Annotated in this window: 23 protein-coding genes; 3 read left to right on the top strand and 20 right to left on the bottom strand. The window is 69.6% G+C overall.

The genetic code is table 11. From position 1 onward, the window contains the following. Positions 1 to 41: 41 nt before the first annotated feature. The 20 genes from JCM7685_RS05200 to fabF form a co-directional block, all read right to left on the bottom strand. Complete coding sequence (locus tag JCM7685_RS05200) at positions 42 to 764, bottom strand: DUF2793 domain-containing protein (RefSeq protein ID WP_074965834.1); 723 nt, start codon at positions 762 to 764, stop codon at positions 42 to 44. Next, positions 757 to 4647, bottom strand: a complete 3891-nt coding sequence (locus JCM7685_RS05195; RefSeq protein ID WP_074965833.1) for a baseplate multidomain protein megatron — start codon at positions 4645 to 4647, stop codon at positions 757 to 759. The genes JCM7685_RS05200 and JCM7685_RS05195 overlap by 8 nt, the downstream gene beginning before the upstream one ends. An 18-nt stretch (positions 4648 to 4665) precedes the next feature. Continuing rightward, the gene (locus JCM7685_RS05190) at positions 4666 to 5088 is read right to left on the bottom strand and encodes an NlpC/P60 family protein (RefSeq protein WP_074965832.1); all 423 of its coding nucleotides are present in this window, start codon (positions 5086 to 5088) and stop codon (positions 4666 to 4668) included. Beyond that, entirely contained in the window at positions 5085 to 5906 is an 822-nt protein-coding gene (locus JCM7685_RS05185) for a DUF2163 domain-containing protein (RefSeq protein WP_074965831.1), read from the bottom strand. The genes JCM7685_RS05190 and JCM7685_RS05185 overlap by 4 nt, the downstream gene beginning before the upstream one ends. Then, complete coding sequence (locus JCM7685_RS05180; RefSeq protein ID WP_074965830.1) at positions 5903 to 6535, bottom strand: DUF2460 domain-containing protein; 633 nt, start codon at positions 6533 to 6535, stop codon at positions 5903 to 5905. The genes JCM7685_RS05185 and JCM7685_RS05180 overlap by 4 nt, the downstream gene beginning before the upstream one ends. 3 nt (positions 6536 to 6538) lie before the next feature. Then, positions 6539 to 7207 carry a phage tail tape measure protein gene (locus JCM7685_RS05175; RefSeq protein ID WP_074965829.1) on the bottom strand — a complete coding sequence of 223 codons (669 nt, stop codon included), beginning with the start codon at positions 7205 to 7207 and terminating at the stop codon, positions 6539 to 6541. Between the two features lie 24 nt (positions 7208 to 7231). Then, on the bottom strand, positions 7232 to 7444 hold the full coding sequence (locus JCM7685_RS05170; RefSeq protein WP_074965828.1) for a phage tail assembly chaperone: 213 nt from the start codon (positions 7442 to 7444) through the stop codon (positions 7232 to 7234). Next, the gene (locus JCM7685_RS05165; RefSeq protein WP_074965827.1) at positions 7441 to 7758 is read right to left on the bottom strand and encodes a gene transfer agent family protein; all 318 of its coding nucleotides are present in this window, start codon (positions 7756 to 7758) and stop codon (positions 7441 to 7443) included. Before JCM7685_RS05165 ends, JCM7685_RS05170 begins: the two co-directional genes overlap by 4 nt. 1 nt (position 7759) lies before the next feature. Then, positions 7760 to 8173: a phage major tail protein, TP901-1 family gene (locus tag JCM7685_RS05160; protein WP_074965826.1), complete on the bottom strand. Its 414-nt coding sequence runs from the start codon at positions 8171 to 8173 to the stop codon at positions 7760 to 7762. A gap of 12 nt (positions 8174 to 8185) precedes the next feature. After that, positions 8186 to 8605 carry a DUF3168 domain-containing protein gene (locus JCM7685_RS05155; RefSeq protein ID WP_074965825.1) on the bottom strand — a complete coding sequence of 140 codons (420 nt, stop codon included), beginning with the start codon at positions 8603 to 8605 and terminating at the stop codon, positions 8186 to 8188. Continuing rightward, positions 8602 to 8952 carry a head-tail adaptor protein gene (locus tag JCM7685_RS05150; protein ID WP_074965824.1) on the bottom strand — a complete coding sequence of 117 codons (351 nt, stop codon included), beginning with the start codon at positions 8950 to 8952 and terminating at the stop codon, positions 8602 to 8604. The genes JCM7685_RS05155 and JCM7685_RS05150 overlap by 4 nt, the downstream gene beginning before the upstream one ends. Continuing rightward, positions 8949 to 9563 (bottom strand): head-tail connector protein, encoded by a 615-nt coding sequence (locus JCM7685_RS05145; RefSeq protein WP_074965989.1) that lies wholly within the window; start codon positions 9561 to 9563, stop codon positions 8949 to 8951. The genes JCM7685_RS05150 and JCM7685_RS05145 overlap by 4 nt, the downstream gene beginning before the upstream one ends. A gap of 139 nt (positions 9564 to 9702) precedes the next feature. Next, complete coding sequence (locus JCM7685_RS05140) at positions 9703 to 10869, bottom strand: phage major capsid protein (RefSeq protein ID WP_074965823.1); 1167 nt, start codon at positions 10867 to 10869, stop codon at positions 9703 to 9705. A gap of 22 nt (positions 10870 to 10891) precedes the next feature. Then, positions 10892 to 11431: an HK97 family phage prohead protease gene (locus JCM7685_RS05135; RefSeq protein WP_074965822.1), complete on the bottom strand. Its 540-nt coding sequence runs from the start codon at positions 11429 to 11431 to the stop codon at positions 10892 to 10894. Between the two features lies 1 nt (position 11432). Beyond that, on the bottom strand, positions 11433 to 11666 hold the full coding sequence (locus JCM7685_RS05130) for a GTA head formation protein, RCAP_rcc01685 family (RefSeq protein WP_062561173.1): 234 nt from the start codon (positions 11664 to 11666) through the stop codon (positions 11433 to 11435). Position 11667: 1 nt separating this feature from the next. After that, positions 11668 to 12852, bottom strand: a complete 1185-nt coding sequence (locus JCM7685_RS05125; RefSeq protein ID WP_074965821.1) for a phage portal protein — start codon at positions 12850 to 12852, stop codon at positions 11668 to 11670. A 148-nt stretch (positions 12853 to 13000) separates the two neighbouring features. Beyond that, positions 13001 to 14341, bottom strand: a complete 1341-nt coding sequence (locus JCM7685_RS05120) for a DNA-packaging protein (protein WP_074965820.1) — start codon at positions 14339 to 14341, stop codon at positions 13001 to 13003. Further along, positions 14292 to 14654 carry a permease gene (locus JCM7685_RS05115; RefSeq protein WP_083412516.1) on the bottom strand — a complete coding sequence of 121 codons (363 nt, stop codon included), beginning with the start codon at positions 14652 to 14654 and terminating at the stop codon, positions 14292 to 14294. Before JCM7685_RS05115 ends, JCM7685_RS05120 begins: the two co-directional genes overlap by 50 nt. Positions 14655 to 14974: 320 nt before the next feature. Next, complete coding sequence (gene mltG, locus JCM7685_RS05110; RefSeq protein WP_074965819.1) at positions 14975 to 16153, bottom strand: endolytic transglycosylase MltG; 1179 nt, start codon at positions 16151 to 16153, stop codon at positions 14975 to 14977. Continuing rightward, on the bottom strand, positions 16150 to 17412 hold the full coding sequence (gene fabF, locus JCM7685_RS05105; protein ID WP_074965818.1) for a beta-ketoacyl-ACP synthase II: 1263 nt from the start codon (positions 17410 to 17412) through the stop codon (positions 16150 to 16152). The genes mltG and fabF overlap by 4 nt, the downstream gene beginning before the upstream one ends. Before the next feature lie 215 nt (positions 17413 to 17627). Here fabF and JCM7685_RS05100 point away from each other — a divergent pair, with 215 nt between their 5' ends. From JCM7685_RS05100 to JCM7685_RS05090, 3 genes are read left to right on the top strand one after another with little or no spacing between them, the layout of a single operon-like run. Then, positions 17628 to 18800, top strand: coding sequence for a toxic anion resistance protein (locus JCM7685_RS05100; RefSeq protein ID WP_074965817.1), 1173 nt, complete (start codon positions 17628 to 17630; stop codon positions 18798 to 18800). Continuing rightward, positions 18797 to 19813: a DUF2927 domain-containing protein gene (locus JCM7685_RS05095; protein WP_074965816.1), complete on the top strand. Its 1017-nt coding sequence runs from the start codon at positions 18797 to 18799 to the stop codon at positions 19811 to 19813. The genes JCM7685_RS05100 and JCM7685_RS05095 overlap by 4 nt, the downstream gene beginning before the upstream one ends. Beyond that, a complete protein-coding gene (locus JCM7685_RS05090) occupies positions 19810 to 20475 on the top strand; it encodes a DUF4241 domain-containing protein (RefSeq protein ID WP_074965815.1) in 666 nt (221 codons plus the stop codon). Before JCM7685_RS05095 ends, JCM7685_RS05090 begins: the two co-directional genes overlap by 4 nt. Positions 20476 to 20487: the final 12 nt, after the last annotated feature.

Here is a 20487-nt window from a genome sequence, read left to right as displayed (position 1 = left end):
TTCCTTATTATTAGCCGAAACCGACGGGCGCGGAAAGGCCGTCACTCCGGCAGCCGCAACTCCCACCAATGCAGGACCAGCCGGACGCGCCCGCCGGCGAACTGCCCTCCCGTCGCACTCAGGCGCAGGGCCGTCGGCTGCCAGAACACGACCGGGGGCGACAAGAGGCCGCGCACCCAGGACCCCTGCGCCTTGCCCAGAAGCTCCCCGAACTGGCGCAGCGTATCGGCGCTGCCCACCGTGCCCAGCCTCCAGGTTGTCGCGCTGCCGGTGATGGCCTGCTGCACCCGCCCGGTGACCCCGATGACCAGCGCCCCCGCCGGGATCATCATCGAGCTCTCGGACCAGGCGCCCGCGCCCAGCGTCACGTCCTCGGACATCTGCCGGGCGATCATGCCCGAGCCATGCTGGCCCAGCGTCACCGCCCCCGGCACCCAGGCGGCGCCGTCATGGATCGCCGCCACACCCTGGTCGGCGATCACCGCGCGCCGGCCATAGCCGGGCTGCACGAAGATCCAGCCGCCATTGGCGCCGATGGCGACCTTGCCGCCCTGCCCTTCCCAAGCGTTGACGGCGCCCTGCGGCACGCCCCAGCACAACCCGTCCACCACCGTTTCGGGCGGCGTGATCCGGGTCAAACTTTGCAGCACCAGGTCCAGCTGCCCGTCCAGGCGCATCAGCGCGTCATTCACCGTGACATGCTTCTGCGCCTGCGCCGGCAGCAGCAGCGGCAGGCCGCAATTCGCGGTCGTGTTCTCAGGCATCGATCATCCTCCTAGCAAACGGCCCAGCCCCGAACGTGTCGGAAAGCTGCGCCACCTCGACGGCGAAATCGCCCCCGGCCATGGCCTGTGCCCAGGCGTTTTCCGGCACCGCCCAGCGCGGCTCTGAAACCACCGCCTGCGCCAGCACCTGCCCGTCCCGGACCAGCCGGGCCGAGTATCGCTCCTGCGCCTCGCCCAGCGGCACGTCGGGCCCGTCCCAGCCGTCGCCCTGCACCCGGGTGCGCCGGATCCAAGTCACGACCCGTCCACGGATCTCCAGGTGACAGGGCGACAGCGGCCGCAGCCCCGCGCCGCGGAAGGCGGCGGCGATATGGCGATAGCTCGCGTCGTCCGGGCTGCGCGCCGCCGGCCCGATCCGCCAGTGCCGCAACTGGTTGCGGGCCGAAGGCGGCAGGTCCACCTGCTGCGCCGTGCCGTCCAGCAGCACCACGGTGCTGCCGGCGGGCCAGACCTCGGGCATGAAGGCATCCGTGCCCGCCTGCCCGCGCAGCCGGGTCGAGACCTCCCACACCCCGGCCGAGACCAGCCGCGCATCGGCGAATTGCAGCAGTTCCCAACCCTCGGCCGAGCCGTCGCCGATGGCCATCAGGTTGGCCCCCGCCATCAGCGCGTCCAGCGTCGCCGATTCCAGGTTGCCGCCCTTGACCCGCACCCGCAGCGCCGGACCGCGGTCCCAGACCCCCGACCGGGCCGCCGACAGCGGCCCCAGGGTCACGCCCATGACCGAAGGCGACGCCACCGTCATGTTCAACCCATAGCCGCCCACCTGCTCGGTCGAGACCCAGACCGCCGCTGCGCCCGGCCAGGGCGTCGCCGTCACCGCCAGATGCGGCGCATGCGGCGCCTCGTCGCCGCGCAGCAGCGGCAGGTCCAGAAACAGCGGCCAGACCGGAATCGGCGGCACGAAGGCACGCGCCACCGCCTCGCCCTCGACCACCCGCGCCGGGCGATAGACTCCCGGCTCGACCCGCACGGCATCGACGGTGATCGCGCCGGCACGCTCGATGCGGTCGATGCGCCAGCGCCGCGCCTCGACCCGCGGCTCGGCCAGCCGCACCACGTCGCCCGGGCCAAGATGGCCCAGCGAAGGCGGCAGCGCGAAACGCACCGAATCGCGCGCCACTGCCGATTCAGACAGCCAGCGGTCGGCAATGGCCTGACCCTCGCCCCGGGTCAGCGCCATCGCCAGCTCGCTGTCCGAGACCGCCAGGAACTCGGCCCCCGGCATCAGCGTCTCGGCCGTACGGGCGGCATAATCCGCCCCGGCCTCGACATGGGTCAGCCGGATACGCCCGACCATCTCGGCCTCGGCCGCGCGCGAGACCTCGACCGCCTCGACCTCCTCGGCCAGCGCCATGTCGTCCGGACCGAGCTCGGCATCGACATGGGCGCCGCGCATGACAAAGACCAGCACGCCGTCGCGCTCGACCGCGTCGAAACCATGCGCCAGCATCAAGGGCTGCAAGGCCGCCCGCCCGCTTTCCGCCCCGGTCAGGGCATAGCCGCGCACCAGCCCGCGCAGGCCCTCGGCGTCAAAGGCCCGCACCCCCGCCTCGCGGCAGATCTCGGCCACGACATCGGCCAGGGGCACCGCGCCGGCCCGGCCGTTCAGCCAATGCCCCCGCTCCCACGCCGGGCCGTCAGACCACAGGTCGGTGCGCGCCGGGAATGCCGGATAGGGCCGCGCATCCCAGCACCAGACATGCGCGCGTGCCATGTCGATCATCCGCCCCGCTCCGGTCCGACCAAAAGCCGCCCGCGGCGGATTGTTCGACGGATCGCCCCAGAACTCGGTCATGGCGCGGACATAGGCCGCCTGCATCGGATCGTCGCGCCGCCCATCCGAGAAATAAGGCAGCATCGATTCCGAGCTCATCGCATCCAGGAACTTGTTGGGCTGGTTGGTGCCCTTGTCCAGCGCCGCGCAGCCCATCTCGGTGAACCAGATCGGCTTCGAACGCGGCTGCCACGCCGTCGCCTGCGCCTGCCTGACGCCCCCGATGCGGTTGCGATGCTCGCTCAGCCACCAGTTGCGGATGTCCTTGTAGCGCCAGACCCAATGCTCGCCATGCGCGCCATCGATGATCGGCGTGCGCAACTGCATGGTCCGGTCTACGTCGCGGGCGTAATACCAGTCGTAGCCCTCGCCCCCCGCGACATTGGCGCGCAGATAATCCGGGTTGTCGATCCGCTTCCAACCGGCGTCCAGATGGCTCTCGCCCTCGCGCCAGTCGGACAGAGGCATGTAATTGTCGATGCCGACAAAGTCGATGTTGTCGTCCGCCCACAGCGGATCCAGATGGAAATGCACGTCGCCATTGCCGGGGTGATGGCCGAAATATTCCGACCAGTCAGCGGCATAGCCGATCCTGACCGCCTCGCCCAGGATGCCGCGCACATCCGCCGCCAGCCGCCGCAACTGCTGCACCGCCGGAAAGCTGTTCCTTGCCCCCATGATCGTGGACAGCCCGATCATCTCGGACCCGATCAGAAAGGCGTCGATGCCACCCGCCGCCGCGCAAAGATGCGCGTAATGCAGGATGAAGCGGCGATAGGACCACTCCTCCGGCCCGCTGTAACTGATGATCTCGCCATTGCGCGAAAAATGCCCGGCCTCGGCTGCGCCGAAAAAGCGTGCAACCTCGGCCGCAGCCGCCGCGGTGCCGGCAGGGCTGCCCTCACGCCCCGCCGCGATGCTGGTGGTGATGCGCCCACGCCAGGGCATGACCGGCTGATCGCCCGCACCGCTCCACGGATCGGGACGGCCGTTGCCCGCCAGCTGCTCCATCAGGATGAACGGATAGAACACCGCCTTGCGTCCGCTGTCCGCGATCGCCCGCAGCGCCTGGATGACCGAGCCGTCCGCCGGCGTCCCGCCATAGATCGGTCGGTCGTTCACGCGCGCGACCTCGATCGCACCGCTGCGCCCGACGCCACCCGCGCGCCAGGCCATCTCGCGCCCGTCGCGCGACAGGTCCTCGACCTTGGGCCGCACCGTGCATTCGCCGACCCGCAGGTCGTCGCCGAACCAGGACACCACCAGCGAGACGGATCCGACATTCGGCAGCTCGCGCCCCAACACGCGCATCGAGGCCTGGAAATCCGTCGGTGCCAGCGCGGTGTTGTGGTTGATCACCTGGGTCTCGCCCAGACCCTTGTCATAGCTGACCGCCTGCGTCGCCAAGGAATATTCGCCGGTGCCCGGGATCATCGCCACGGCCCGCACCTCGCGCGACAGCCCGCGGCCCTGTTTCGCCGCGCGCGTCACCTCGAAGGACAGCTGCGGCACCCGGTTGCCCCATTTCTCCAGCGCCAGATCCTCGAAGACGACATAGGCGATGCCGCGATAGGCCGGCGCCGCCTCGCCTTCCTGCGCGGCGATGGCCGGATCGGGCAATTGCGCCTCGTCGCCCGGATAGACGCGCATGTTCAGCTCGTCCGCCGCGACCTCCTCGCCATCGGCCCAGACCCGGCCAATGCCCAGAATCGGCCCCTCGCAGAGCGCCAGCGCGAAGCTCAGCCGATAGCTGATTGAGGTGACGCTAGGCCCGGTGCCCTTACCGCCGCCCTGCTTGCGCCGCACCTCGATCAAAGGCCCGGCCCAGATCGCATGACCCGGCACCCGCATCTGTCCCCACAGCCGCGGAATCGGCGTGCCCTCGCCCGCGGTCTGGATCCGCATCCGGTCCACCCGCCCGGTCTCGACCGCCTTCGAGCCCGAGCCCAACAGGCGCTGGTCGATGACCCGGCCCAGGGTGGCGCCCACGGCCCGGCCGATGACGGCACCCGAAAGCCCCAGAACCGTGCCGCCAAAGCCGGCCCCCAGCGATGCCCCGACCGCCGACAGCAGAATCGTCGCCATTGCGCCCTCACCTTTCCCTTACAGCGGCGGAAACCGGAAACGCCCGGCGATCCGCGCCCGCCATGGCGCCGACAGCGGGCTTTCGACCACGCCATGCCGGTCATAGGCATGCACGAAGCTCGGCCCCGCGCCGGTTTCCGCCAGAATTCCCATATGCTTGGCAACCGCCCCGACCCTCATGCGAAAGATCAGCACGTCGCCCGGCTGCTCGTCCGGGGCCGGCCACAGCAACCGGCCGGCCCCGCCCAGCAGCAACTCGATCCCCCCCGCCTCGCCCCAGTCGGGGGTATAGGCCGGCATCCTCTCGGGCTCGGGGCCGCAAAGCTCGCGCCAGACGCCCCGCACCAGCCCCAGGCAATCCGTTCCGACGCCCTTGACCGAGCATTGATGCACATAGGGCGTCCCGATCCAGGCCCGGGCGGCCGCGACCACCGCGCTCATCGGTTCACCTTGGGCGCGATCAGCCAATCCTCGGGCGGCAGATGCGGAAAGCCGCGAAAGTTCAGATAGTTCAGGAACTTCATCCGACAGGTCTCACCGCGCTTGTCGCAACCCGCGATCAGCTTGACCCGGTCGCCGGCGACGGGATGGATGCCAAGCCCGGTCCAAAGCTCGACCTCGCGCCGCCTGCCGGCAGCGGCCAGATCGACCTTGACCATGCCCGACAGCCCCTGCGCGGCTCCGGAAAGCACCACCAGCCGGCCATGCTCGAACCAGCGCGCATCCAGCCCCGAGACTCCGGACAGCACGAAACGCTGCCCGTCCTCGACCGATTGCACCACGCCCTCGGCCGAATAGCCCGCCCGGCTCAGATCGAACCGGCACATGCCGTCACCCAGCTCGGCCGAGCAGCGCGGGTGATAGACCCGCCCCTGCCCGCGGTTCAGCGGCTCGGACAGCCCGCGCAGTTCGGCCCGAAAGGCCGCGCCGCTGCGCACCACCTCGCCCAGATGGCCGCGAAAGATCAGCCGCCGGTTACCGACGTCGCTCCAATCCACCTCCCACAGCCGAACGTCGGCCGCGTCCCAGCGCCCGGCCATCAGGTCGGCCTCGGTGATCGCCGTATCGGACAGCGCGCCCACCGCCTCGCTGTTGTCCACCGACAGGCCCGAGCTCTGGACCACAGCCCGCGCCGTCAGCCCGCTGTCGGGGCGAAAGGCGATGCCGTCGAAGGTCAGCGCCCGGTCGTGGTCGGTAAAGCCCAGCACCAGCCCGTCGCTGCGGCTGACCGCCCAGGCCCGCGCAATCGTCTCGCTCATATCCGCACCTCGACCACCGGCACCTGCGGCAGATCCCCGGCCTGGAAGGACGAGACCGAGACCGCGATCCGGTCCGTATCGAAGCGCACCGGCACGTCGAACTCGAACCCGGCCGTCACCACCGCCCCCGCATCGGGCGGCACCGCAAAACTGATCTCGCCACTCGCCAGGTTAACGGTGAAATCGACCCCTTCACGCTTCTCGACGGCCCCCACCCCGGCCAGGACCGAGCCCTCGACCGGCTTCGCCACCGGCCGCCAATAGCGCGCCGGGCCCGAGGCATAGGCCTTGCGCAGCGCAAACACCCGCCGCACCCCGTCGCCGACGCCCAGATCCTGATCCAGATGGCTCGGCGCCACGCTGGGCGCGCAGGATTTGAAATCCGCCCAGTCCTTCCAGCGAAAGCCGTGCATCTGCCCGGCCCGCGCCTCGAAGAAGGCGATCAGCGCCGCCACGTCGTCCAGCGAGCGCAGCCCCAGCCCGGCGTCATAGCGCCGACGCGAATGCGCCCAGGGCGTGCGGCGTTCTTCGTGGCCGTTGGTCAGTGCGACGATTTCGGTCCGCCGTTCCGGCCCGCCGACCGAGCCGAAGGACAGGTTCGCCGGGAACCTGATCTCGTGAAAAGCCATGGATCACCCGTTCCTTTCGCCGCGCGCCAACAACCGCCCCAGTTGCGAGGCGATCTGGCTTTGGCTGCGCTGGAACCCCGACACATCGGGGGTCGAGACATTGAAGGTCACGTTCACCGCCCGGCCCCCGCCCCCTGCCGAGGCGACGCCCAGCCGGCCATCGGCACCGCGCCGCAGTGGCATGATCGCTTCGGCCCCAGCCTCGCCCATCAGCCCGGTCGCGCCGCGCATCGGGAAATAGGTCGGCTGGCTGACCACGCCACCCTTGGCGAACGGCAGCACCCGCCCCTGCGAGAACGCCCCGCCATTGGCAAAGGGCAGCGCGCCGGAAACCATACCGTTCACCCCCTGCGCGATCGCCCCCGCCAGGGCCTGCTCGATCGGCTTCATCGCCACGGAAAACGCCGTGTCCGCCATGCTGCGCGCGATACCCTTCAAGGCGTCGCTCAGTTTCAGCCCGTCGAAGACCAGCCCCGAGAACGCCCGGCGCAGCCCGCTGCCGATGCCCTGGGTCAGCGTGCCGACCTCGCGGCCAGTATAGACCATCGACTCGCGCAGCCGGGCCAGCTCGGCCTCGAACTCCGCCGTCATGCGGCCGGTCTGGTCCATGCTCTTGCCCAGGTTCACCGGGCCGTCCTCGTCCAGCCGGTCGAATCCGTCCTTGTTCGCCACGACGGCGCCTCCTTCTTGGATGTTTCAGCCTGCTGGCCGGTCGGGATAGCGCGCGACCAGCTCGGCCAGGCGATTGCGGGTCATCGCACCGCCCTTGCCCGGCTCGATCCCCAGCATCAGCGCCAGCTCGGCCGGGGTCAGCGCCCAGAACGCGGCAGGAGTCAGCCCCAGCCCGCCCAGCCGCGCCGGCCCGATGCCCATGCGCAACAGGCCGGGCCAGTCCAGCCCGGCGCTCATGTGCCCTCGATGCGAAAGGCCCGCGCCAGCAGCGCCGCCGCTGCATGGGCGGCGCCCACCGGCCCGCCCTTGAACTCGGTCGCTATCAGCTCGTCCATGCCGCCCGCCCAGCCGCCGCCGCGCAGGCCCGCGACCAGGACGGCCAGCACGTCGCGGCTGGAAAAGCGGCCGCTCTCGAACCGCTCGACCAGCGCGATCATGCTCTCGGCGCCCAATTCGGCCTCAAGCACCGCCAAGGCGCCCAAGGTCAACTTGGCGACATGCGCCCGGCCGTCCAGCACGACCTCGACCTCGCCCGCCAGCGGATTGACCATATCAGAACGCGACGAAGCTGATGACGCCCGCGCTGGCCATGGAAATCTCATAGGTCGCCTCGCCATTGTAACTGCCCGCATATTCCAGAGAGGTGATCTGGAACGCCCCCTCGACCACGCCGAAATCCGGGATCACCACCTGGAATCGCGGCACCTCGCCGTCAAAGAAAACCTGCCGCGCCCGCTCGTCCGTGGTCCCGTCCCGGAACACGCCCGAGCCCGAGATGCTGGCCGAGCGCACGCCCGCACCGCCCAGCAGCTCGCGCCAGCGGCCCTCGCTCTCCAGGCTCGTCACATCCACCGTCTCGGCATTGAACCCCAGCCGGGTCGCGCGCAGGCCCGCGATGGTCTCGAACTGGCCGTCGCCGGTCATGTCCATCTTGATCAGCAGGTCGCGTCCGTTCTGCACCGCCATGTCCGTCTCTCCTCAACCCAGGTCAATGCGCGCGCGAAAGGTCAGGTCGACCCGCCGCCCCGCGCCATTCTCGGCCCGCCGCGCGCGGGCGCGCAGGAACCACAGCGCCACCAGATGCCCGCGGCTCAGCCCGATCTCTGCCGCCTCCAGCGCATCCGAGACCGCGACCGCCGCCGCCTTGATCGAGCCGAAGCCGCTCGCCTCGTCCGATCCCGACAGGACCGAGACCACGAAATCATGGTTCGCCCCCGCCGCCGTCATGTCGCCGGCGTCGCGGACCTCCTCGGGGCCCAGCGCGACATAGGTGCCGGTGGGCGCCGCGACCGGCATTGCGTCATAGATCGCGTCGCCGACCAGGTCGTGCAGCGGTGTGCTGCCGCGCAGGGCCTCATAGACCGCCGCCTGAAGCGCGGCTGTCGCTGCATAGCTCATGCCAGGGACTCCTCTTTCGCGACGCAGACCAGCCAGCGGCCCAAGGTATCCGCCTCGGCCACCGCCTCGATGCGAAAGCGCCGCGCTGCGGCCCCCTCGCCCATGCGGAACCTCTGCTCCGGGCGCGGGCGCCGCGCGTCGCCGGCAGGCGCCGCCCTGACGGTGATCCGCCAGGCGACGACGCTCTGCGCCCCCACCTCGGCGAAACGCTCGGCCCCCGCGCCCGACCGCATCTCGGCCCAAAGCTGCCCGACATCCTGCCAGGCCAGCCGGAACCCGCCCATCCCGTCCGGCTCGCGCACCGGCGTCTCGACCACCAGCGGCACCGTCAGCCGCGGCGCGCTCATGCCCGGCCGCGCGAACCACCGCGCCCTCCCAGCACCCGCACCGAGCGCCAGCGCTCGATCAGCGCGCTGACGCCGAAAGGCATCGCGCCCTGGCTGCCCTCGAAGCTGCGATCCTCGTGATAGCGCGCGGCGAGCATCAGCACCGCCTGCGCCAGGTCCGCCGGCACCGAGTCCCACCAGGGTCCGAACCCGGCCGAAAAGGTCACCGTCACGAAGCCGCCGCTCGGGACGGTCGGCAGCCATGCTCCGACCGGCAGCAGCATCGGCCGCTGCGTGTCCTGCACCAGCCGCCAGCCCCCCTCGACCGGCACGACGACGCCGGCCGCATCGGTGATCTCGACCCGCTCGACGCTGCCGACCGGCGCCAGCGGCAAGGGCTGGCCCTCCGGGTCGCGCCACTCCTCCAGCCGCAGCCGGAACTGCCGCGTCAGCAGCACCTTGCCGGTCCGCGCCTCGATGGTGGCGATGGCGGCGCGCAGGAAGCCCGCCAGCGCGGCGGTCTCGGCCGCGTCCACGGCCATGTCAAAGCCGGTTCCCAACCGCAGGTGGTCGCGCAATCCTGCGACGGGCAGCGCCTCTATGGCGGGCGCCGTCAATTCCACAAGCATCATCTTCATCTCTCCCGTTCGCACGGAACCTGCATCCCAAGGGCGGAAAAAGGGGGCCGCGCATGCCCGCCGTCGCGCGTGCGGACAGTTGCTTGGCCGGTTCGTCGGGCATCGCCCGCGCGGCCCCCGCTTCGGCCTTGGATCAGCCGAAGACCATCAGCTTGATGGCGCGGGCATCGGTCACGCCCCCGCCGACACGCTTGGTGGCATAGAACAGCACATGCGGCTTGGCCGAGAAGGGATCGCGCAGCACCCGCAGATCCGGACGCTCAACGATGGTATAGGCCGAGCGGAAGTCACCGAAGGCGATCGAGAACGACCCGCGCGCGATATCCGGCATGTCCTCGCACAGCAGCACCGGATAGCCCAGCAGTTGCGGCGGCTGGCCCATCGCCAGGCTGTCGGCCCACAGGAAGCGGCCGTCGGTATCGCGCATCTTGCGCACGGCGGCGGCGGTTTTCGAGTTCATCACGAAGCTCGCATTGGCGCGGTATTGCGCACCCAGCGCATAGACCAGATCGATCAGCGCATTGGCCGGGTTGGTCGCCGCGAAATCGCCGTCGCCACCCGAAGGAATGGTGCCGATCTGCACATTGGTCGCGCTGGCATTGGCGGCCTTGGCATGGGTCAGGAAACCCTTGGGCTTATTGACGCCGTCGCCGCTGATGAATGCCGTGGCCTCGGCGCGGGCGAATTTCTCGGCGATGCGGCCGGCCAGCCAGCTTTCCACGTCGAAGGCCGCGTCGTCCAGCAGGCGCTGGCTGGCCTTGGGCATGGCCGACAGCTCATGCACCGGGATCACCACGCGCTGCACGGTCGAGGTGCCGGTCTCGGCCTGCGCGCCGGTCTCGGTCGCCCAGCCGCTGGCGATGTCTCCCATGTCGACCAGCATCTCGAAGGTGGCGGACTCGACGGCCACGACATTGGCCACCCGGCGCAACGAGGCGGTGACGTTCAGCGCGTCCTGCACCTGCAAGGCCACCGTCGGCGCCGCCAGGAAGCCGCCGTCCGAGGTCGAGGTCATCGCCTTGCCTTCCAGCGGCAGGCCGCGCAGCGCACCGTCGTCGCCATGGCGGATATAGGCGTCGAAGGCCTTCTGATGCGGCGCGCCCTGATCGGCCTCGGCCGACAGAGGGGCGCGGGCGCGGGAAAGGGTCTTGCGGTCCAGCATGGTCATGCGTTGTTCCTGTGCTTCCAGTCGTTTCTGAATGTCGGTGCGGAAAACCTTGAGTTCGTTCACGAACCCCAGTATCTCGGCCCCCAGGTCGCCGGGCATGTCCGCCCCGGCCGCGGCTTTCACCTCGGTCATCGTCCCCTCCGTTTGGTGAAACTCACTCGGCGCGCAGCGCCTTGGTCGCGGCCCGAAAGGCCGCCGCCATCTCGTTCAGCCCCGCATCGGCCTTACGCCCGACCTTGGCCTCGGCCAGCATCGGGAAGGTGACCAGCGACACCTCCCACAGCTCGACCTCGGAAAGCATCCGCCGGCCCTTGCCGTCGCGCTCGGCCGCGACGGTGCGATAGCCGATCGACAGCCCGTCGATGGCACCCGCCTCGATCAGCGCCGCCGCCTCGCGGGCCTGCGCCACCTCGGGCAGAAGCCGCCCCTTGACCCACAACCCCTTGTCGTCCTCGCGGATCTCGTCCCAGACGCCGATAGGCCGGGCGGGATCGTGCTGCCACAGCATCCGCACCTTGTCGCCGCGCGCCTGCAGCCGCTTCAGACTGGTGGCATAGGCGCCCCTGACGACAATGTCGCCGCCCTGGTCGGTCAGGCCGAACAGGCTCGCATAGCCCTCAAGCTGCGTGCCGTCCGACACCAGCGCCGCGCCGGCCGCATATTTCAGCTCCAGCCCGTAATCCTTTGAATCCATGTCAGCCTCCTTTCGGCGTAAAACTCAGGATCGACTGCACCGCCTGGGTCAGGATCACGGCGACGACGCCATAGACCGTCATCCACAGCCGCCGCTCCAGCCCCTCGATCAGCCCCTCGATCCGCTCCAGCCGCCGCTCGACCTGGCCGAATTGCAGCGCCATGATCCGCTCCTGCGTGTCGAAGCGCTGGTCGTGCCAGTCGAAGGGCTCCTTGACGAAGCGCGAGCCCTCCATCTCAGCCCTCCGCCAGCGGCGGCAGCCCCAAGGCGGCGCGCTTCTCGGCCTCGGTCAGGAAACTCGCCGCATCGATCCGCCGCCAATGGCTGTCGCGCTCCTCGGCCAGGGCCGGAACCTGGTCCGGATCGGCCCGCAGATCGATCTCGGCGCCCAGATGCTCGGACAACCACCAGGCCACCGCACTCGCCACCCGCGCCACCAGAGGCAGCACGGTCAGCCGGTAAAACGCCCGATGCGCCTCGGCGTAATTGGCATAGGTCGCCTCGCCCGGAATGCCGATCAGCATCGGCGGCACGCCAAAGGCCTGCGCAATCTCCCGCGCCGCCGCCAGCTTCGTCTCGTGAAACTCCATGTCGCTGGGCGAGAACCCCATCGGCTTCCAGTCGAGCCCGCCCTCCAGCAGCATCGGCCGCCCGGCGTTCCGCGCGCCCTGGTGGTGCATCTCCATCTCGGTCACCAGCCGGTCATACTGGTCGGGCGACAGGCTGCCCTGCCCATCCGCCCCCTTGTATACGATGGCCCCGCTCGGCCGCGCCGCGTTGTCCAGCAGCGCCTTCGACCAGCCCGACGCGCTGTTGTGCACATCCACCGCCACCGCCGCCGCCTGCATCGGCGACAAGCCGTAATGATCGTCCAGCGGATGGAAGCTGCGGATATGGCAGATCGGATCCGGACTGCCCGCCATGTCGAAACGGTACTTGCGCCCGCCCACCGCATATTCATAGGCCGAGGGCCAGCCATCCTCGCCCGGCACCACCGCCATCCGGTCCGAGCGCAGCACATGCAGCTCGGCCGGCAGCCCCTTGGCGCCCTCGCCCACGGCCTCCAGATAGCCGTTGCCGCTCAGCAGGACCTGCCCGAACAGCGCCTCGAACAGCTCGGCCCGGCCCTGCCCGGCATTGGGCCGCCGCAACAGGTCCAGGACCGGATGCATGTCATAGCGCCGCTCGCGGTCCTGGCAGACCAGCGGCACGGCGGCGGCGGCCTCGGCGATCAGCCGCACGGCACGGAACCCGACCGGATTGCCGACAAAACCGGCATGGGTCAGGCTGACCGTGTCGCGCGGCGACCAGACCACCCGCCCCGAGCCTGCCGCCAGCGCCACCACCTTGCCCGCGGCGCTGGCCTTTCTCTCGACCTCGACAGCGGGCGCAGCCGCTCGCCCGAACCAGGGAAATGCCATCGGTCCCTCCTGAATGTCCAATGAAAAAGGGCCGCAACCGCGACCCTCCGCGGGCCCCGCAAGGCCCTTCTTTCCGTTTGCCAAATACCCCGGGGGAACGTTTCGGCGGCCCCATCGAGGGGCCACCGAAACGTGGGGGCAGAGCCCCCTAAAGGCCCCGCACCGCCGGCCGCCGCCAGGCCGCTCCCGGCTCGATCACCAGCTCGTGGATCGCCCAGACCAGGGCATCCAGCCGGTCGGGCGAGCCCTTGCCCTCATAGCCCGCGACGCTCATGCGGCACATCTGGTCCTCCAGCGCGCCCAGGCCCCGCAGGTGATGCACCCGGCCCTGCTCGTAAAGCGCCGCGACCGGCTCGGCCCGCAAGCCCTTTCCGCGCCCGGCCCGCAAGGCCCGGAACGGCACCAGCGGATCGACCTGGCGGATCACGCTCTCGACCAGGTCGCCGCCCTGGTTGACCTCGGCCACCAGCCGCTCGGCACCGTGGCGCTGCATCGCTGCGATGACGGCCCGCGCCCAGTCCACCGGCCCGCCCCGGATCGAGGCGTCCTCCAGCACATAGGCCCGCCAGTCGGTGACCGGCCCCTCGCTGACCACGCCCGCCACGACGATGCCGCATTCGTCCGAAGCCGCGCCCGAGGTCACCGCCGGATCGACCGCGACCACGATGCGCGACAGCTTCGGGCAAGCCTCGACCCGACAGCGCTCGACCATTCCGGTGGTCCACAGCGCCCCCTCGACATCCTCCAGCAGCAGGCCTTCCAGCTCCTGCCGGCCCAGCCGCGTGCCGGCATAGCGCGCCTCGACCTCGGCCAGGAAGCTCTCGGCCAGATAGGCGCGGTTCGCATCGGTCGGCGCATAGGTCGTGACTGTCGAGGCATTGCCCAGAATCCGCTTCAGCACCCCGACGTTCTTCGGCGTGGTGGTGACGACCTGCTGCGGATGCTGCCCGAGCCGCAGCGCGAATTGCAGCATGTCCCAGCTGTCATCGGCCTTCTTCCACTTCGCCAACTCGTCGACCCAGGCCGCGTCGAACTGAGGCCCGCGCAACGCCTCGGGCTCATGCGCCGAATAGACCTGCGCGGTCGCGCCATTCGGCCAGAGCAGCCGGCGCCGCCCGGCCTCCCAGACCGGGCGCCGGTCGGGGGGCGAGCAGGCCAGAATGCCCGACTCGCCAAAGACCATCACGTCCCGCGCCTGATCGAAGGTCTCGGACACCAGCGCCACGCGATGCGCCAGGCCCGGCGCGTCCGGCGTCGGCCCCTCGACCTGCGCGCGCACCCATTCGGACCCGGCCCGGGTCTTGCCCGCGCCGCGCCCGCCCATGATGACCCAGGTCTTCCAGTCGCCCTCGGGCGGCAGCTGATGCGGCAGCGCCCAGAACTCGAACAACCAGGGCAAGGCGGCCAAGGCATTGTCGCTGAGGCCCCCCAGGAATTCGTCAACTTCCTCCGGCTCGGCGGAGGCAAGCCAGGCGGCGCCCGATTTCATCTCGTGCCGCGACAAGGTCGAGTGCGCCTGCACCGACCTGTCCGGCAGCATCCTTGCGAAGCTTGTCAACCTTGTTCCTTTCCTCCAGCACCATCTGGGTCGCGTCCCGCAGGGCGCGCACCAGCTTGCCGGATTCCTTCAAATCGTCGGTCTCGCCCGCCGTGATCTTGCGGCGAAGCCGGTCCAGATCCGCCGCATAGGACCAGAACAGCCCATCCGCGATCTCGACCACGCTCATGTCAGGCGCCATGCCGGCGCCGGGCACGAAAGGCCCTTCCGGAGCCTCCGGCCCCGGATCGAAATTCATCGTCATTCGTGTGTCGCCCTGCCCTCGTGTGCCTGTCCGCACGAGCGAGACATGAAAAAAGCGGCCTCGGGTCACCGACCCGGCCGCTTGCCCATTTCTCCCAGCATGGATAATTTCTACTTTAGGGCGTTCGCTGAGTCAACGCAAAACCAATGGTTGATTAATCTCGCGTTAAATTCCTTTCATAATCAGTGAATTGTGCCGCGCAACACCCCGGCGTGCGCTGCGCGCAACAGGGCGCAATCGGCCCCGGAATCGCCTGCGAATCCTGCCGCCGGGGTATTTGAAAAACGGAAAGCCGCAAGCCCGGGCCCGCAGCTGCCCGGTTAGTCCCCTTGCACCGGAGACATCGCCTGGCCGCGTTGCTTCTCGATTTCCCGCCAGCGCTTCACGTTCTGGGTGTGCTCTTCGAGCGTGCGCGCAAAGGCATGGCCGCCCGAGCCGTCGGCGACGAAGAATACGTAATCCGCATCCTCGGGGTTCATCGCCGCCGCGATGGAAGCCTTGCCGGGGTTGGCGATCGGCGTTGGCGGCAGGCCGTCGACCTGGTAGGTGTTATAGGGGGTGCGGCGGCGCAGTTCGCTGCCGCGGATGCCGCGGTCCAACACGCCCTCGCCCTTGGTGATGCCGTAGATCACCGTCGGGTCGGTCTCCAGCCGCATCCCCCGCCGCATCCGGTTGACGAAGACGCTGGCCACCAGCCGGCGCTCGTCGGGGACCGCGGTCTCCTTCTCGATGATCGAGGCCATGATCAGCGCCTCTTGCGGCGTCTTGTAGGGCAGATCCGGCTGGCGCGTCTCCCAGGCCGCAGCCAGGTTCGCCGCCTGCCGCCGGGCCATTTCGGCCAGCAATTCGGCGCGGTCGGCGCCTTTCTGCACGTCGTAGGTGTCGGGGGCGAGGCTGCCCTCGGCCGGCGGCTTGGCGACCGTGCCGGCCATGAACCCGGCCTGCTTCAGCCCCTCGACCACCTGCCAGCTGGTCACCCCCTCGGCGACGGTGATGCGCAGCCGCACGTCGGTCTTGGCCTCGGCAGCCGCGATGGGTTCGGGCGCCGGCTCGGTGGCGGGGTTGTATTTCGCCTGCTCGGCCATCTGGCCGGTCTCGGCATCGGTATCGCGCAGGATCACCGAATTCTCGCGCACGCCGATGCGATAGATCACCTCGGTGCCGCAGGTCGAAGGCCCGCCCGAGGTGATGACCCGCACCACCTCCTCCATGCTGCTCTTCGGCGGCACCAGGTAGGAGCCGTATTTCAGATCGCGCGATTTCCCGGCGTAATCCGCGCCCGCCCGAAAGATATAGGCGTTCGAGACCACGCCCTGATCGGCCAGCTGCTCGCTGACCGCGCTCAGGCTGGCGCCCGGCGCCACCCGCACGCAGGCGGCGGTGGCGCTGGGACCCGGGGCCACGTATTGATGCTTGGCCCAGGCGATGGCCGCCGCGACCGCGATCAGGATCACGATCAGCAGCGTCAGGAAATTCGACGCGATGTGGCGCCAGATCATTCCTGGACCCGCCCCATCACCAGGCTGGCGTTGGTGCCGCCGAAGCCGAAGCTGTTCGACAGCACGTAATCGACCTTGCGGCGCACGGCGGCATTGGCAGCCAGGTCGATGGCGGATTCGCGCGCCTGGTTGTCCAGGTTGATCGTCGGCGGGCAGATCTGGTCGCGCAGCGCCAGAATGCAGAAGATCGCCTCGACCGCACCGGCCGCGCCCAAGAGGTGCCCGATGCTCGACTTGGTCGAGGACATCACCACATTGCCCGCCGCATCGCCCAAGAGCCGCTCGACCGCGCCCAGCTCGATCACGTCGGCCATGGTCGAGGTACCATGCGCATTGATGTAGTCTATATCGGCCGGCGACAGGTTCGCGCGCGCCAAGGCATTGGTCATGCTGCGGAAACCGCCGTCGCCGTCCTCGCTGGGGGCGGTGATGTGATAGGCGTCGCCCGACATGCCATAGCCCAGGATCTCGGCATAGATCTTGGCGCCGCGGGCCTTGGCGTGCTCGTATTCCTCGAGCACGACGACGCCGGCGCCCTCGCCCATGACGAAGCCGTCGCGGTCCTCGTCCCAGGGGCGGCTGGCGGCCTTGGGGTCGGCCTCGCGCTTGGTCGACAGCGCCTTGCAGGCGTTGAAGCCGGCGATGCCGATCTCGCAGATCGGGCTTTCGGTGCCGCCCGCGACCATGACGTCGGCATCGCCCAGCATGATCAGCCGCGCCGCGTCGCCGATGGCATGGGCGCCGGTCGAGCAGGCGGTGACCACCGCATGGTTCGGCCCCTTGAAGCCGAAGCGGATCGACACCTGGCCCGAGACCAGGTTGATCAGCGCCCCGGGAATGAAGAAGGGCGAGACCCGCTTCGCGCCGCGTTCCTTGATCAGCACGGCGGTGTCGGCGATGGACGACAGCCCGCCGATGCCCGAACCGATCAGCACGCCGGTGCGCTCGCAATCGGCCTCGCTCATCGGCTCCCAGCCGGAATCGCGCACCGCCTGGGTCGCGGCCGCCATGCCGTAGAGGATGAAATCATCGACCTTGCGCCGGTCCTTGGGCTCCATCCACTCGTCGGGGTTGAAGGTGCCGTCCGTGCCGTCGCCAAAGGGAATCTCGCAGGCGTATTTCGTCTGCACGCCCGAGGTGTCGAAGCGGGTGATCGGTCCGGCGCCGGATTCTCCGGCCAGCAGCCGGGTCCAGGTCTCTTCGACTCCGCAGGCCAGCGGCGTGACCATCCCCAATCCGGTGACGACAACTCTGCGCATGCAAGGGGCTCCTTCCCAAGGCTCAATCGCGCAGGTTCTACACGCCGCCCGCCGGTCGCGCAAACCCAAAGCGGACCGGCGGCCAGGGACCTGCCCGGCATGATCGCCACACCCCGGCGACGACGGCAACTTTCGCCGCCCGCTCGCGTTGAACTCGCCGGGAATCGGCTTATTCTGCGACCGCGCCCAAGTTTCACAGGAAAGGACGACACCGGATGACCTCCCAGACGCAGGCCAATGCCGCAGCTGCCCTGGACGAGATCCAGACCGTGACCTCCGTGATCCTGCCCGAGCCGCCCGCCGCCGCGCCCTCGCTGGCGCAGGCCGACGCCGCCACCGCCGAGGCGATCCGCCGGCGCATGGACGAGATCGACCTGAAGGACACCGGCTCGATCGTGCATTTCGGCGCCCGCGCCCAGAACGAGCTGCAGGAAATCAGCCAAGCCATGCTGGCCGACGTCAGGAACAAGGACGTCGGCCCCGCGGGCGAGTCGCTGCGCCAGATCGTGACCACCATCCGCGGCTTTTCCATCAGCGAGCTCGACGTGCGCCGCCAGCGCAGCTGGTGGGAAAAGCTGACGGGCCGCGCCGCGCCCTTCGCCAAATTCGTCGCGAATTACGAACAGGTGCAGGGCCAGATCGACCGCATCACCATCGAGTTGGACCAGCACCAGCACCGGCTGTTGAAAGACATCAAGTCGCTGGACCTGCTTTATGACCGCACGCTGAACTTCTATGACGAACTCGCGCTCTATATCGCGGCGGGCGAGGAAAAGCTCGCAAGGATCGACCGCGACGACCTTCCCGCCAAGCAGGCCGCCGTCGAGGCCGCGCCCGAGCCCGACCAGGTCATGGCCGCGCAGGAACTGCGCGACCTGCGGTCTGCCCGCGACGATCTGGAACGGCGCGTGCACGACCTGAAGCTGACGCGGCAGGTGACCATGCAATCGCTGCCCTCGATCCGGCTGGTGCAGGAAAACGACAAGTCGCTGGTCACCAAGATCAATTCCACGCTGGTGAACACGGTGCCGTTGTGGGAAACCCAGCTGGCGCAGGCCGTCACCATCCAGCGCAGCGCCGAGGCCGCCCGCGCGGTCAAAGAGGCGAACGACCTGACCAACGACCTGCTGACGGCCAATGCCAAGAACCTGCGCCAGGCGAACGCCCAGATCCGCACCCAGCTGGAACGCGGCGTCTTCGACATCGAGGCCGTGCGCACCGCCAATGCCGAGCTGGTCTCGACCATCGAGGACAGCCTGCGCATCGCCGACGAAGGCCGCTCGCGCCGCGCCGCCGCCGAAGAGGACCTCAAGGCCATGGAGGCCGAATTGCGCAAGACCCTGGCCTCGGCCAGCGCCCGCAACCCCAGTCCGGCGCAAGCGTCGTGACCCGGATCGCCCGCCCCTGCCTGGCGCTCGCGCTGCTGGCGGCGCTGGCCGCCTGCTCGGACCAGCCGCCGGCCCAGACCCCGCCGCCCGCGGCCGAGGCGCCGCCGCCCCAGCGCCCCGAAACACCCCGCCCCGACCAAGCCGCGCTGCGCCGCGAACGCGCCGAAACCGCGCGCGAGGCCGCCGCCAGGGCCGAGGTGGCCGCCAACAGCCCCGCCAGCCGCACCATGCGCGACCATCTTGCCGGCGTCGAACAGGCGCTGATCGCACGCGGCCGTCTGCGCACCGACGACGGCAGCGACATCGCGATGACTCCCGAGAAGCTGGCCGAGGATTTCGTCGAGGTCGCGCTCTATGACGAATACCTGCGCCAGGGCGGCAAGCTGATCTCGCGCCCGACGCCCGCGCCGCTGCGCCGCTGGCAGCAGCCGGTGGCGATCCGGCTGGAGTTCGGCGACTCGGTCGCCCCGGTGCAGCGCACGCGCGACCGCGCCGATATCGCCGATTTCGCCGCCCGGCTGCAGCGGGTCAGCGGCCATCCGGTCGGGCTGACCGGCGCCGCCGGCAATTTCAACGTGCTGATCCTCAACGAGGACGAGCGCCGCGCCATCGGCCCCAGGCTCGCCAGCCTGGTCCCCGGCATCCCCGAAGGGGACATCGCCGCCCTGCGCGACCTGGCGCCGCAGAACTATTGCACGGTCTTCGCCTATTCCAGCGGCAACTCGCCGGTCTATTCGCAGGCGGTGGCGCTGATCCGGGCCGAGCTGCCGCCCCGCCTGCGCCGCTCCTGCGTGCATGAGGAACTGGCGCAGGGCATGGGCCTTGCCAACGACAGCCCGCGCGCGCGGCCCTCGGTCTTCAACGACGACGAGGAATTCGCCTATCTGACCCGCCACGACGAGCTGTTGCTGAAAATCCTCTACGACCCGCGCCTGCGCCCCGGCATGACCGAGGCCGAGGCCCGCCCCATCGTCTTGCAGATCGCCCGCGAACTGCTGGGGACCGAGGTTTGACGCGAAGCGCCGCGCTGCCGGCGCTGCTGCTGACCGCCTGCCTTCTCGGCACCGGCCCAGCGGCGGCCGATGCGCTGCCGGGCGCGGTGCAATGGCTGATCGACCGTTCGGGCGACCCCGACCGCATCGGCCGCGACATCGGCCCCTATCCGCTGGACGGCAGCGGCATCGTCGCGCTGGACCCGCTGACCGGCTTCGCCACCAAGCCCGCGCCGACCCCGGCAGCGCCGGAGGCGCGTTTCTATGCCGTGCTGGCGCGTGAGGACGGCTACGCCTATGCAGCCGCCATCGCGCTGGTCACCGCTGACGGCATGCCGGCCCGCGGCGAATCCCTGGGCGTCGTCGGCGTGGATACCGGCCTCGCCGCAATCGTGACCCGATCCGGCCTTGAGGCGATGAGCCTCTATTACGACTCGTTGCAGGCCCAGGCCAGCGACCCCTATACCGCGCTCGAACCGCAATTGCCGCTGCAAACCTTCGCCAGCTTCGTGACCCTGCCCGATGGGACGCGCATGGCGGTCTCCTCAAGCGGTTACGGCGACGGCGGTTACCAGTTCTTTCGTCTCGGCGACGCGCAGGGCCAGACGGTCGCGTTCTATCTGGACTTCCTCGGCGACCGCAAAGGGGAATGGATCGACCCGCCGCCCTGCGCTAACGTCTAGGGAAATCCCAAG

The organism is Paracoccus aminovorans, assembly GCF_900005615.1.
In the GTDB taxonomy this organism is placed as follows: Bacteria; Pseudomonadota; Alphaproteobacteria; order Rhodobacterales; family Rhodobacteraceae; genus Paracoccus; species Paracoccus aminovorans.
Note: the sequence above shows the minus strand (reverse complement) of the source record. Positions and strands in the feature narration are given on the sequence as shown.